Raw genomic sequence first — 11,592 nt, 5'->3', positions numbered from 1 at the left:
TCACGCCACCGCATGGGTAACGACCGAAACGGTGCCGTTGGTTTCGACGCGGAGTTCGTAGGACTCGAAGTGTTGTACCGTTCGATTCCACTCGATCGTTCCGTTCACCCGAATCTCGACCCGATAGTCGCCATTTTCACGAAACACATCTTTCTTGTCGAATTCGATCGTCGTCCGGTCGTCGTACGTCCGACCGAGAACGACCCCGCGTCCATTTTCGTTCAGCTCGGTAATCGTTATGTGTACCGGGGCACGGGCCAGATTTTGGATGTCCACAGTAGCCGTGAGCCCAGGGTGAACGTCTGGTTCGGTGAATGCCCCCGCGTCGCTTTCCGGTGCTGTAGTGGGATCGTATCCAGAACACCCCGACAGGACCATCAGCAACGCTATTATGACGAGACGGAATGAAAACCCCGAGGACCGCCTTGTTGTCATTGATACAGACTATCTACTCTCGTTGCAAAGGTCTGGTGGGTCGCTGACCGCTCGAAGAACGAGCTCTCTGTTCAGCAAGTCGTTGTAGTAACTACTGATGCTGTAGCCAGTCTGCAAAGAATTCGACTCCGGATCCCGGTTTATCCAGCGGCCTCGACGGCCTCCTGCACCGCGTCGAAGTCCGGCTGGGTGTGGGGGTCGTCGGCCACCCACTTGTAGGTGATTTCGCCGTCGCCGTTCACGACGAAGACGGCGCGCTGGGCGAGTCCGTAGTAGCCCATGTCCGCGAAGTCGATCTTCACGCCGTAGTCCTCGATGACTTCCTTGTTCGAGTCGCTGAGCATGTGGAACTCGAAGCCGTTCTCCTCGCGGAAGGCCTTCTGGGCGAACGGCGAGTCGACGCTGACGCCGTACAGGGTCGCGCCCATGTCTCGATACTGGTCGATGTCGTCCTGGAACTGGCTCATCTCCTCCCGGCAGGGCGGGGTGAACGCGCCGGGGAAGAAGGCCAGCACGATGGGGGCCTCGTCGAGGTGGTCCGACAGCGTGAACGGTTCGGGATCGCCGTCGTGGGCGAGCGGAACGGTGAAGTCCGGTGCCTGATCACCAGCGTCTGGCATACGGGAACACGGACGGCCTCGATGTCCGTAAAACCCGGCCGCAACCTGTTCGGGCTCCGACGCGTCCGCGTGTTCGGTCTGGCGTCCGCGGTTCGGCGCTCGAATTCGGCGCGGTGCTTACAACCCGGGACTGCCTAGGGCGGGTATGGTACTGACACCCGGAGACGACGGCGAGGGCGACGCGGGCACGGAGCGGTCGTCGGTCGAGGACGGGTTCGGGGTGCTGGCGGAGCGGCTCGGGCGGCTGTCCGCCGTCCTCCCCTGGTCGCTGGACGACGCCGTCCTGTTCCGGGACGACGAGCAGGTCGTCCTCGCGCGGTCTGCGGGCGGTCCGGGGCCGGTCGGTCCCACCGTCGGTCCCGCACCCGCGGCAGTGGACGACGACGCGGACGTGCTGGTCGTCGCCAGCGACGACGACGGACTGGTGGTCGAACACTGCGAGCCAGGGGCTGTCGATTTCGACTCGCTGGCGTGGGTGCCCGGCGGTCTGGAGGCGGCGACCCGGGAGTGAATCAGGCGTCGGCCTCGCTCGCCGGCAGGAACGACGAGAGCGGACGGAGATGCAGATACGGCTCGACCGCCTACCAGACGACCACCAGCGCGGCACCGATGGCGTTCGCGTAGGCGTCCTCCACGCTGAAAAAGCGGTTCGGGATCGTCCACTGCCAGAGTTCGATCCCGATGCCGTACAGCATCGCCACGCAGACCACGCCGGCGGCGAGGTGGGTTCGCGGTCGGTCCGAGTCCGCCAGGGCGTACGCCAGCGCGTAGGCGATGGCCGCGTACGCGAGGAAGTGTCGCCACTTGTCCAGCGGGAGCGGGTCGGCCTTCCCGGGAATGACCGGTTCGGGTGGCGGTGCGACCAGGATCGAGGTGACGAAGACGAATCCGGCGACGGCGGCGACGCCGAGCCACCGCAGCCAGGCCGGGAGGAGCGGGACCGGGAGGCGTCGCATACGTCGTGTCGCGCCCGACCGGACGAAAAAAACCAGCGGTCGCTATCAAACCGTGACCTGCGCACCGACGTACAGCGTCGCGACGAGGACGAGCCAGACCGTATCGACGAAGTGCCAGTACACCGTGACCGCACGGAGCGACGCGTCCGGGAGCGTGCCCCGCCTCGTCCGCGACCACAGCACCACGAGCGCCAGGACCCCGGCGGCGACGTGGAGCCAGTGTAGCCCCGTCAGCAGGTAGAACAGCCCGGCGTATGTCCCGACCTCCGGGCCGAAACCTGCCGACAGCCGTGTGTAGTACTCGCCGGCCTGGCCGACCAGAAACAGGCAGCCGAGTCCCGCAGTGGCCGCGAGGGTCCTGCCGACGGTCGCGGCGTCCCACCGGTCCCGGGCTGGACCGGCCGCCTGGATCGTGGCGCTACTGGCGAGCAAGACCAGCGTCAGTACGCCGACTCTCGCCACGTCGAGGGTCGGGAGCGCGGCCGGCGGCCAGGCTCGAACCCTGACGACCGCGTACGTCGCCACCGCCGCGCCGAACGTCGCGGTTTCGGTGCCAACGAACGCGAGCGCCGCTGTTCGAGCGACCGCGACCGCACGCGCTCCGGACCGCCGTCGAACGAGGCCGAGGATCCATCCACCGACGCCAGCCAGCGTCAGGCCGACCGCGACGGCGACGACGGGCCACAGGGGGACAGCGCCGGCCCGTGCGTGACCGACCACCGCGAGCGCGACCGCGAGATACCCCGCGGCGACTCCGGCAGCGACGAGACCCGGGACGGGACTCCCGTCCACGGAGTTCTCGGGTGTCGGAGGGTCGTCGGTCTCTCGTTCGTCCATCGCGTGTGTCTCAGTGGCCCCGGGGAGTCCGTTCCAGTGTCGTCCCGGGGTCGTCGAGCCAGTCCCTGTAGTCATCGGGCGGAACGACGACGACGCGACCAGTCATTCGTGCGTGGCCACTCCCGCAGTACTCGGCGCAGTAGAGCCGGTAGCTTCCGGGACGGGTCGGTGTCGTCCTGATCGTCGTGGTACGGCCCGGGAACGCGTCGCGTCTGAGCGCCAGCCCCGGGACGGACAGCGCGTGGATCACGTCCCGCGACCGGAGCTTGAGCCGGACGGTTCGGTTGGCCGGCAGGACGATCCGGTCCCGGACCGTCACGCCCGCGTCCGGGTACGTCACCCGCCAGTTCCACTGGGACGCGACTACCTCGACCGTAACCGCGTCCGGCGAGACCGACGAGTCGGTTCGGCTCCCGGACACCGCTGGCGAGGCCATCGCCTGGTAGGAGACGACGCCGACGACGAGGACGACCAGTGCCATACCGGCAGTCCACGCGAGTTCCAGCCGTCGGTCGTTCGCCGGGAGCGGTGCGTCGTCCCGGACGAGTGCGTAGGCGAGCGCGCCCTCCGCGAGCAGTGTGGCCGGCACTGCGATGGCCAGCAGGGTCCGCGCGAGGCCGCCGGTCACCGCGTCCGTCGTCGAGGCGTATCCGCCGACTTCGGCCGAAACGGCCAGGAGCAGGCCCGCCAGGAGCGAGACGCCACCCGTCGCCAGCAGGAGCGCGCGTGGGCGGTCGGCCATCCGTCAGGCCGGGTCGCGCCAGGCGTCGAGCAGTTCCTGGTAGTGGGTCCGGATCGTCATCGTACTGATGTCCGCGACGGCGGCGATGTCGGCCTGCGTCACGTCGGCGTCTTCGAGCAGACAGCCCGCGTAGATCGCCGAGGCGGCGATCCCGGCGGGGTGCTTGCCCACGTGGTATCCCTGTGCCTTGGCGGCGTCGAGGACCGCCGTCGCCCGACGCTGGACCCGCTCGCTCACCGACAGCTCCGACGCGAATCTGGTGACGTGGTTGCTCGGGTCCGGCGGGCCGATCTCCAGTGACAGTTCCGTGATGAGGTTGCGGTAGGCCCGCTCGAAGGCCGCTCGGCTGACGCGGCTGGGTGCCGTCACCTCGTCCATGGTCAGCGGGACACCGGCCTGCCGAGCGGCCGCGAACAGCGACGCCGTCACCGTGGCCTCGACGGAGCGGCCCAGGTGAACCTCGGCGTCCTGTGCCTGCCGGAAGATCACGCTGGCGGTCTCCCGGAGGCTGTCGGACAGTTCCAGCGCGGCGGCCATCCGACCGAGTTCGCCCAGCCCGAACTGGAGCGAGCGCTCGGCGGGCTGGCGCGTCATGAACCGCCTGTTCCAGGTCCGTAACCGCTCGACGCGCCGCCGCTTGCGCGGCTGGAGCCGTTTGTTCTGTGCGTCCCGGTCCGAGGCCGCGATCACCGTCGCCAGCCCGTCGTCGTGATACTGGGGTGTCGTGGGGGACCCGAACCGCTGGCAGTCGGTCGGGTCCGACTGCCGACTGGGCCGGCGGTCGAGGATCGTCTCGTCGACGACCAGTCCGCACTGTTCGCAGGCCACCTCACCGCGTGAGCGGTCGGTCCGGAGTCGGCCGTCACACTCCGGGCAGTGGCGGCGGTCGATCCGCCCTCGTTCGCTGGCATCTCGCGGCTCCGTCGACGACTCGTCGGCCCTCGACCGACTGTGTTGGTGTTTCGCGTGGCTGTGCGTCTCCGTTCGTCTCGTCGTGCGTCGTGACATGGGTAAGATCTGTCCCCGACGCCCCACCGATCCGATTCAGGGGCCGAACGCGGCCTTGTGTTCCCTGTAGAGAATACCGGTGAACAGGGCGAACGGCACGAGGCCGACGACCGACAGCGCCAGGCCGAGCGTCAGTAGTGCCGGCAGTGCCGTACTCGACAGGAAGTAGAGCACGACTGCGCCGCCGGTCGCGATGAACGCGACCACACTGACGATTGCCAGTGCGAAACTCCACTTGCGCCACTCCCAGGGCAGGTTCTCCGACCGCCTGAGTTGCTGGATCAGCACCGCTATCGGCGGAATCGCCAGCGCGACCAGCTGTAACAGCGCCAGCGCGACGTCCTGACTCATTGCCCGCTACCCCGTTCGACGATGGTCCCGCTCTCGCCGATGGCCACGTCCGGATCGCCGACGGACACGGCCGTCAGCTTCGAACCTGTGGGCGATTCGAGCGACCGCCAGCCGCCGGTGTCGCCCGGCCGTTCGACGATCTCGCCGCCGGCACCGACCGCCACGACGGTCGATTCGTCGCCGTCGATTCCCAGCAACGGTCCCGTCCCGGCCTGGACCGGCGTCCAGTTGCGGCAGGCGCGGTCGTACCGGTAGACCAGGCCGCCGCCGGCCGAGACGAGCAAGCGACGACTGCTGGCCGCGATGTCGTGGAAGTTGACCTGTGCGTTCCTGATACCGATGTCGCGCCACTCCGAGGTGTCCGCGACGGTCGCGTCCGTCCCGCCGTCGCCGGCGAGGGCGTCCGATCCGGCGGTGTCCGCCGACTCGTCGCCGTCCGTCGGTCCGTCACTGTCGGTCGACCCGGTCGCGTCCTTTGCGAACACGTTTCCGCTGGTGTCGATGGCGTAGGCGGTTTGATCGCCGAAGTCGAGGCCGGAGATGGTCGAGCCACTGCCGGGCTTGACCACCTCCCCGAAGGTCGGGCAGCCCTCGGCGTCGATGGTCGCCGACAGCACTTCGCCCGAGCCGTTGGCGATCAACAGCTGTTCCTCGCCGACTTCGCCCCGGATGGCGATGGCCTCCCAAGTGCTGGTCTTCTCGTCGGGTGCGGAGTAGTCGTACTTGCGTCCGGTCTGTGTGTCGTAGACCCCGAGTGCGCCGCTGGACCCGGCGAACCAGATCCGCTCGCCGTCGTCGGTCACGTCGACGCAGGTCAGGGTGTTGCGTTTCGTCGCGGGGCCGGCCGGGATCACCGTCTCCCAGCCGCCGTCGGTCCGGCGGAGGACGATCCCACCGGTGCCGACGGCGAACGGTCCCGCGACGGTCTGGACGACGCCGTGTAGCGTCTTCTTGGCCGAGCTCTCTGCCGTGGCCCAGCCGCTCTCTGTCTGTTCTGGCATGGTTGTCTCTCCGCTCGTATCGTCGATACCGAAGCCGCGGCGGAGCGACGCGGCGACGCTGTCGATGAGACTGCTGTCCGTGTCTGTCATTGGTGGTGTGTCCGCGTCCGCGGTGACCCGTCTCCGATCAGACGAGCGCGAAAAATCCGGCAGTGAGCGCCCAGGAGACCGCGCCGAGCAACAGCGCGACCGGCCATCGTTCGTCGACGGTGTAGCGGACGACGAGCGCCCAGGCGAACGGCGAGAAGAAGCGACCGAGAACCGGAATCCAGCCGAGGAGTACGTCGGTGAGTCCACCGACGAACACCCCCACGAGCGCGATTGCGACGGCGACCGGGAAGTCGACCGCCTCGTCGATCACCGTCGTCCGCGTGCTGGCGTAGAGGGCCGGCCCGACGAGCAGGACGGCCGCCACGACGCCACCGACGAGCCCGACGAGGATCACTCCTCGACACCTCCGTCCATCCCGTCGTGACCGTCGTCGGACCCCGGGAGACAGACGTTGCTCCCGGTTCTCCGTGTCTCACCGTCCTCGCCGGTGGCCACGCAGTCGACGCCCCACTTGAGGTACGCGCGCAGACAGGACCGGGCTTTCTCGGTCGGTCGGTAGCTGTACGTCCGGCCGTCTATCGGGGATCTGGCGACGAACCCCTTGTCCTGCAGTTCCCGGAGGTTCCGGTAGAGTTGGCCGTGACTGGTCTCCGGGGAGCGGACGGCGACGAGTTCGGAACTGATGTCGGAGCCGCTGGGTCTGGTGTCGGTCAGACCGCTCAGGACGAACAGGAGGTCGCGCTGGAATCCCGACAGGGGCGTCACGTCCTGCAGCCGTTCCGGATCGACGACTCCGGGACCGCCCGGGTCCAGATACTCGAGAAGCGATACACCGACTTCCGTGTCACCGGTGTCGCCAGTGTCTTCTGCCATCGTGCATCTCGGCGGACGAACCGCCGATGTCGCGGCCGGGCCTCGAACCCGGATGCCGGCCTGCCTACCGGACGCGACTGTCACCGTTCCCGGTGACGGGTCTCGGTTTCGGTCCCGCTCCACTCGGTGGCCCGTGGCGTGTCATCGGCGACGGACCAGGGATCGGCGTCGGTGACGACCCTGCCGACGACGGCGGACCGGACGACGGTGAACAGCCACGGCAACTGCCCGATACCGACAACGTACCCGCCCAGGGTCGCGAGTGCCTGCACCGGAACCAGTTCGGGTGGATACGTCGCGCTCCGACGAGGGAGGCCGGCGACACCGAGGGCTAGCAACGGAAGCAACAAAACGAGCGCGCCGACCGCCGTGAGGAGGAAGTGCGTCCTGGCGAGACGCTCGTCGTAGTGCCGTCCCGTGATCAGCGGAAACCAGTAGTACGAGCCGGCGAACAGCGCGAACACGACGGTGCCGACGAGGACGAGGTGGAAGTGGCTCACGACGTAGTAGGTCCCGTGCAACCGGAGATCGACCGGAACCGAGGCGAGGAGAACGCCGGTGACGCCGCCGAGGACGAAGAAGCCGACCGCGCCGAGACAGAACAGCGCCGGTGCCTGCAGGCGGACGCGTCCGCCCCAGACCGTCGCGATCCAGTTGCAGACCTTGACCGCGCTGGGCACCGCGATGGCCAGCGAGACGGCCATGAAACTCGCCTGGAGGCGCGGGTCCAGTCCCGTCGTGAACATGTGGTGGGCCCAGACGCCGAAACTGAGCGCGCCGATGGCAAGCGTCGAGTAGACGATTCCGCGGAAGCCGACGAGCGGCCGGCCGACGAACCGCGGCAGGACGTGGCTGACGATCCCCATCGCCGGCAGGAGCAGGATGTAGACTTCTGGGTGGCCGAAAAACCAGAACAGGTGTTGCCAGGTCGTCGGGCCGCCGGCGTCGACGGCGAAGAATGCCGTTCCGAGGTTCCGGTCCGCGAGCAACATAACGAGCGCGCTCCCCAGGACCGGAAACGCGAACAGCACGAGGCCAGCCGCGGTCAGCATCGACCAGGTGAACGCGTCCAGCGCGTGCCACCCGACCGTCCGCTCCTCGAAGATGGTCACGAGCAGGTTGAGCGCGCTCAGGATCGTACTCACACCGGCGAGGTGGAGGCCGAGCAAGAGGAGATCGAGGTTCGGCCCCGGAACCTGCATCGAGAGCGGGACGTACAGCGTCCAGCCGACGGCCGGAACCGTCGGTCCCGAGGGGGCCACCAGGCCGAGGAGGACGTTGCTCCGTGCCAGCAACAGTGCGGGCGGCAACAGCCAGAACGCGACGGCGTTGAGCCGCGGGAAGGCGAGGTCCGACGCGCCGACCAGCCGCGGAACGACGACGTTGGCGAACCCGAACGCGACCGGCGTGACCGCGAAAAACAGCATCGTCAGACCGTGAGTCGTGAAAAACGCGCCGTAGGTCGAGGCCGACCAGATCGTCGGCGTCGGCGTCAGCAGTGCCGTTCGGATCGCCATCGCGTCGAGGGCACCCCAGAGCCCGGCCACCGTCCCGAACGCGAGGTAGAGTCGTCCCACGTCCGCGTGGTCGGTGGTCGTCACCCACCGCCGGACGCCGGCGGCGAGGCCGGTGGGTGTGTTTCTGGGCATGGGTCGGATCGAGACGGCGACGATCAGTCGGCGGTCGTTCGCGTGGGTGCGTCGGCGGCGACCGAGAACTGCATGAACTCCCGGAGCGCGACGCTGCCGACGGCCGTCGCGACGCCGAAGGCCAGCACGGGACCGCCCGCGTACAGCAGGCCGCCAACGAGCGCGCTCGGGGCGACGAGCAGGTCGCGCAGTCGTCGATAGCCGTCGGGGTCGACCGGCAACGCCGCCAGCGCGTCGTCAAGGTGGGCCGTCAGTGGTGCGGTCGCGATGTCGCGGAGCCCGTACAGTCCGAACAGTGCGGCGACGACCCAGCCCGTCGCGGGAGCGCTCACGAGCGCCAGCGGGAACAGGGCGGTGACGAACCCGGCGAGCAACAGCCGACTGTCGGCACCGAACCGCCCGCCGGTCCGACGAACGGCCGCTCTCGCGGCACCGGCGACGAGCAACTCGACCGCGACGAGGCCGCCGAACACCACGCTCGGACCCAGGGTGAGGCCGAGAACCGACACCTGCACCGACAGGACGCGCGTGACGACGAGGATGGTGAACACGGACACGAGGCCGGTCGCGACCCGGAGGAACAGGTCGCCGACCAGAAGCGCCCGGTAGCCGGACGGGAGCGAGGCGAGTCCCCCCAGGACGGACCGCCAGTCGGGCAGTCGTGGGCCGGACGACGATTCGTCGCCGGCGTCCGCTTCGGACGGATCGCCCTCGGCATCTGGGGCAGCCCAGCGAAGCACCCCGAGGCCGACGCCCAGCGCCGCCCCGAGCGCGAGGACGACCCGGAACGCGGCCCCGACCGACCCCGTCGCCATGACGAGACAGGCGAGTATCAGGACGCCGCCGGCCGCCGCGAGGCCGCCGAACCCGTCGGCCCGCCCCGCAGCGGTCGAGACCGACCCGGGCCACGGGGCAAGCGGTGTCTCCCGGCCGAACGCGAGCGCGCCCAGTGGGAGCACGCCCACGAGGACGACGACCCATGCCGGCAGGCCGACGCTGCTGCCGATAGTCGGGGCGACGAGCCACGTCAGGAGACCGACCGCCGCGACGACCGGGACGGCGACGGCCGTGGTCCCGTCGGCCCTGCCGGCTTCGAGGAATCCCGCCAGCGCCGGGAGCGCCAGTGCGACCGTCCCGAACAGCCCGATGGCCAGCGGCCCGGCACCGAGCCTGCCGAGGTACTCGGGGACGTACCTGGCGAGGGCGTAGACGATTCCCTCGAAGGAAAGGGCGGTCAGGAGCAGGCCGGCCGCCGGGTCGCCCGATTCGAGGCGCTCCCGCGCACTCCGTGCGATCCGAAGCGGATCGGTTCCGGTCCTCGCTTCGATGGTTCGCCGGACGGTCTCGCCCGGTCCGGCGTCGGCGTCCGCGGCGATACTGTCGGTGGCTGTGTCGTCGCTGTCAGTCATGGTCGGTGTCGGTCGTGGCGTCGCTCTCGGGGTCGTCGGTCGGTCCGTCGGCTGCGAGTCGGCTGGCGATGCGGGCGATTCCGTCCCCGATTGCACGGACGAGCCGGCCGGTGCCGGCCCGGACCGAACGGCTCGCGGTCCGGAACTGTTCCCACGCCGCATCGAACTCGAACAGCGGTCGGTCGCCGTCGGCGACGCGGGCGACGGCACTGCGCGGGTCCGTGAGGAGTGCGCCGAGCGCGGCGGCCGCGAGTGCGGTCGCACGGCCGACCCGTGCGACTGCCGTCAGCGCGAATCGGCCGACGCGAAGGGTCCGGTCGCGGATCGTGGCCCGAACCGTGTCCCAGCCGTAGGTGACGACCATCTGGCCGACGAATATCGGCGTGAACAGCAGGTTCAGCGCGGTCGTGTAGGCGTCGGGAACGGTGCCGCCGACTTCGCCCGGCGGTGGCACCAGGCCGAGGCCGCCGACGAGGTAGTGGACGGTGAGGCCAGCGACGACTGCCGCGACCGCCAGCGCGACGACCAGCGTCGCGGCCATCCGGCCGCCGTAGTACTGGCGGTAGACGTTGACCAGCGGCGGGATGAGCAGGTCGGCGTAGACGAACGCCAGGACAGCCCCGTAAGAGAGGCCGTTCTGCCACAGCACGAGCGCGAAGGGGACGTTCCCGACCGAACACATCACCGTCACGACGCCGATGCCGACGCCGACGAGGGTGTCGCTCAGGACCGCAGCGAACGAGTGGCCGCCGGTGAACGCCGCCGTCCACCAGCCCTCGGGGACGAAGCCGCCGACCAGGCCGGCGATCACGAACCCCAGCGCCACGTCGGTCCAGAGCATCTCCCAGTCCTTGCTCGCGGCCCGGGCGGCACTGCGCCACCCCTCGGCCGACAGCAGGCGGGACGTGAGCGGTTGGTCGTCGCCGTCCTCGCGTGCGTCGTAGACGCGCCGACAGCCGCCACAGCAGAAGTAGACCGTGCCCGCGGCCGTCTCGCGCGTGACCGCGGCCGGATCGGCCGGGTCCACGTCGACGTTGCAGGTCTCACAGGTGGTCGTCTCGGACTCGCGGACGCGTGTGCGGGCGGCCTCGATCCAGTCGGCCGGGACGACGTGCCGGAACAGGAGCGCGAGGACGGCCACGGCGACGAGGCCGCCGAGGTACTCGCCGACGACGAACTCCCAGCCCAGCAGGACCCACAGCACGAGACCGAGTTCGATCACCAGGTCCGTGCTGGCGAACATGAACGCGCCGAGGCTCGCGACGCCGGACGCGCCCTTCCGGAACAGCGTCTTGGTCGTGCTGACCGCCGAGTACGAACAGCTCGACGAGGCCGCGCCCAGCAGGGTCCCGCGGCCGACCTCGCGCCAGCCGTCGCCGCCGAGGTACGCGCTCATCGTCTCCGCGCTGACGAACGCCTCCACCGCGCCCGAGAGTGCGAAGCCGAGGACGAGCGCCCACCAGGTGTCCCACGTCATCTCCGCGATCAACGTCCCGGACCGGACGAGTCCGTCGACGAACCAGCCGACTACGAGGTGGGTGAGCCACATCATGAGGCAGTTCTCGGCGGACGACCGCAGTACGGCGAGGGGCCAGCCGGGCGAGCGGTTGCCCGGTGGCTGGTCGGTGGTCGATACGACTGTGATCGACGGCGCAGTGGT

14 protein-coding genes are annotated in these 11,592 nt (G+C 69.3%); 1 reads left to right on the top strand and 13 read right to left on the bottom strand.

Annotation, left to right across the window (positions count from 1 at the left end; genetic code table 11):
• Together ACOZ4N_RS07215 and ACOZ4N_RS07210 are read right to left on the bottom strand one after the other, a co-directional pair.
• Complete coding sequence (locus ACOZ4N_RS07215) at positions 1-378, bottom strand: hypothetical protein (RefSeq protein WP_424019255.1); 378 nt, start codon at positions 376-378, stop codon at positions 1-3.
• A gap of 197 nt (positions 379-575) precedes the next feature.
• Complete coding sequence (locus ACOZ4N_RS07210; RefSeq protein ID WP_424019254.1) at positions 576-1,055, bottom strand: redoxin domain-containing protein; 480 nt, start codon at positions 1,053-1,055, stop codon at positions 576-578.
• 145 nt (positions 1,056-1,200) lie between these two features.
• On the opposite strand from ACOZ4N_RS07210, the gene ACOZ4N_RS07205 reads away from it, so the two are divergent.
• Positions 1,201-1,566 carry a hypothetical protein gene (locus ACOZ4N_RS07205; protein WP_424019253.1) on the top strand — a complete coding sequence of 122 codons (366 nt, stop codon included), beginning with the start codon at positions 1,201-1,203 and terminating at the stop codon, positions 1,564-1,566.
• A gap of 70 nt (positions 1,567-1,636) precedes the next feature.
• Here the strand turns inward: ACOZ4N_RS07205 and ACOZ4N_RS07200 are convergent, their stop codons facing one another.
• The 11 genes from ACOZ4N_RS07200 to ACOZ4N_RS07150 form a co-directional block, all read right to left on the bottom strand.
• A complete protein-coding gene (locus ACOZ4N_RS07200) occupies positions 1,637-2,011 on the bottom strand; it encodes a VanZ family protein (RefSeq protein WP_424019252.1) in 375 nt (124 codons plus the stop codon).
• Positions 2,012-2,056: 45 nt separating this feature from the next.
• Entirely contained in the window at positions 2,057-2,848 is a 792-nt protein-coding gene (locus ACOZ4N_RS07195; RefSeq protein ID WP_424019251.1) for a cytochrome c oxidase subunit 3, read from the bottom strand.
• Positions 2,849-2,858: 10 nt separating this feature from the next.
• Positions 2,859-3,590: a cytochrome c oxidase subunit II gene (gene coxB / locus ACOZ4N_RS07190; RefSeq protein ID WP_424019250.1), complete on the bottom strand. Its 732-nt coding sequence runs from the start codon at positions 3,588-3,590 to the stop codon at positions 2,859-2,861.
• Between the two features lie 3 nt (positions 3,591-3,593).
• Positions 3,594-4,598, bottom strand: coding sequence for a transcription initiation factor IIB (locus ACOZ4N_RS07185; RefSeq protein ID WP_424019249.1), 1,005 nt, complete (start codon positions 4,596-4,598; stop codon positions 3,594-3,596).
• 36 nt (positions 4,599-4,634) lie between these two features.
• Positions 4,635-4,949: a hypothetical protein gene (locus ACOZ4N_RS07180; RefSeq protein WP_424019248.1), complete on the bottom strand. Its 315-nt coding sequence runs from the start codon at positions 4,947-4,949 to the stop codon at positions 4,635-4,637.
• The gene (locus tag ACOZ4N_RS07175) at positions 4,946-6,040 is read right to left on the bottom strand and encodes a hypothetical protein (RefSeq protein WP_424019247.1); all 1,095 of its coding nucleotides are present in this window, start codon (positions 6,038-6,040) and stop codon (positions 4,946-4,948) included. The genes ACOZ4N_RS07180 and ACOZ4N_RS07175 overlap by 4 nt, the downstream gene beginning before the upstream one ends.
• Positions 6,041-6,077: 37 nt before the next feature.
• Positions 6,078-6,395, bottom strand: coding sequence for a hypothetical protein (locus ACOZ4N_RS07170; protein ID WP_424019246.1), 318 nt, complete (start codon positions 6,393-6,395; stop codon positions 6,078-6,080).
• Positions 6,392-6,874 (bottom strand): hypothetical protein, encoded by a 483-nt coding sequence (locus ACOZ4N_RS07165; RefSeq protein ID WP_424019245.1) that lies wholly within the window; start codon positions 6,872-6,874, stop codon positions 6,392-6,394. Before ACOZ4N_RS07165 ends, ACOZ4N_RS07170 begins: the two co-directional genes overlap by 4 nt.
• Positions 6,875-6,954: 80 nt before the next feature.
• Positions 6,955-8,523 carry a cbb3-type cytochrome c oxidase subunit I gene (locus ACOZ4N_RS07160; protein WP_424019244.1) on the bottom strand — a complete coding sequence of 523 codons (1,569 nt, stop codon included), beginning with the start codon at positions 8,521-8,523 and terminating at the stop codon, positions 6,955-6,957.
• A gap of 23 nt (positions 8,524-8,546) precedes the next feature.
• Positions 8,547-9,932, bottom strand: coding sequence for a hypothetical protein (locus tag ACOZ4N_RS07155; RefSeq protein ID WP_424019243.1), 1,386 nt, complete (start codon positions 9,930-9,932; stop codon positions 8,547-8,549).
• The gene (locus ACOZ4N_RS07150) at positions 9,925-11,484 is read right to left on the bottom strand and encodes a permease (protein ID WP_424019242.1); all 1,560 of its coding nucleotides are present in this window, start codon (positions 11,482-11,484) and stop codon (positions 9,925-9,927) included. The genes ACOZ4N_RS07155 and ACOZ4N_RS07150 overlap by 8 nt, the downstream gene beginning before the upstream one ends.
• Positions 11,485-11,592 lie beyond the last annotated feature (108 nt).

This window comes from Halorientalis pallida (assembly GCF_049605515.1).
Lineage (GTDB): Archaea > Halobacteriota > Halobacteria > Halobacteriales > Haloarculaceae > Halorientalis > Halorientalis pallida_A.
The sequence above is the reverse complement of the archived record's forward strand: the minus strand, read 5'-3'. Positions and strand labels throughout refer to the sequence as shown.

Excerpts from the sequence above, each read along its gene's own strand:
- ACOZ4N_RS07160 (WP_424019244.1), bottom strand. The coding sequence starts at position 8,523 with ATGCCCAGAAACACACCCACCGGCCTCGCCGCCGGCGTCCGGCGGTGG.
- ACOZ4N_RS07165 (WP_424019245.1), bottom strand. The coding sequence starts at position 6,874 with ATGGCAGAAGACACTGGCGACACCGGTGACACGGAAGTCGGTGTATCG.
- ACOZ4N_RS07210 (WP_424019254.1), bottom strand. The coding sequence starts at position 1,055 with ATGCCAGACGCTGGTGATCAGGCACCGGACTTCACCGTTCCGCTCGCC.
- ACOZ4N_RS07185 (WP_424019249.1), bottom strand. The coding sequence starts at position 4,598 with ATGTCACGACGCACGACGAGACGAACGGAGACGCACAGCCACGCGAAA.
- ACOZ4N_RS07175 (WP_424019247.1), bottom strand. The coding sequence starts at position 6,040 with ATGACAGACACGGACAGCAGTCTCATCGACAGCGTCGCCGCGTCGCTC.
- ACOZ4N_RS07150 (WP_424019242.1), bottom strand. The coding sequence starts at position 11,484 with ATGATGTGGCTCACCCACCTCGTAGTCGGCTGGTTCGTCGACGGACTC.
- ACOZ4N_RS07215 (WP_424019255.1), bottom strand. The coding sequence starts at position 378 with ATGGTCCTGTCGGGGTGTTCTGGATACGATCCCACTACAGCACCGGAA.
- ACOZ4N_RS07155 (WP_424019243.1), bottom strand. The coding sequence starts at position 9,932 with ATGACTGACAGCGACGACACAGCCACCGACAGTATCGCCGCGGACGCC.
- ACOZ4N_RS07205 (WP_424019253.1), top strand. The coding sequence starts at position 1,201 with ATGGTACTGACACCCGGAGACGACGGCGAGGGCGACGCGGGCACGGAG.
- ACOZ4N_RS07195 (WP_424019251.1), bottom strand. The coding sequence starts at position 2,848 with ATGGACGAACGAGAGACCGACGACCCTCCGACACCCGAGAACTCCGTG.
- ACOZ4N_RS07200 (WP_424019252.1), bottom strand. The coding sequence starts at position 2,011 with ATGCGACGCCTCCCGGTCCCGCTCCTCCCGGCCTGGCTGCGGTGGCTC.
- ACOZ4N_RS07180 (WP_424019248.1), bottom strand. The coding sequence starts at position 4,949 with ATGAGTCAGGACGTCGCGCTGGCGCTGTTACAGCTGGTCGCGCTGGCG.
- coxB (WP_424019250.1), bottom strand. The coding sequence starts at position 3,590 with ATGGCCGACCGCCCACGCGCGCTCCTGCTGGCGACGGGTGGCGTCTCG.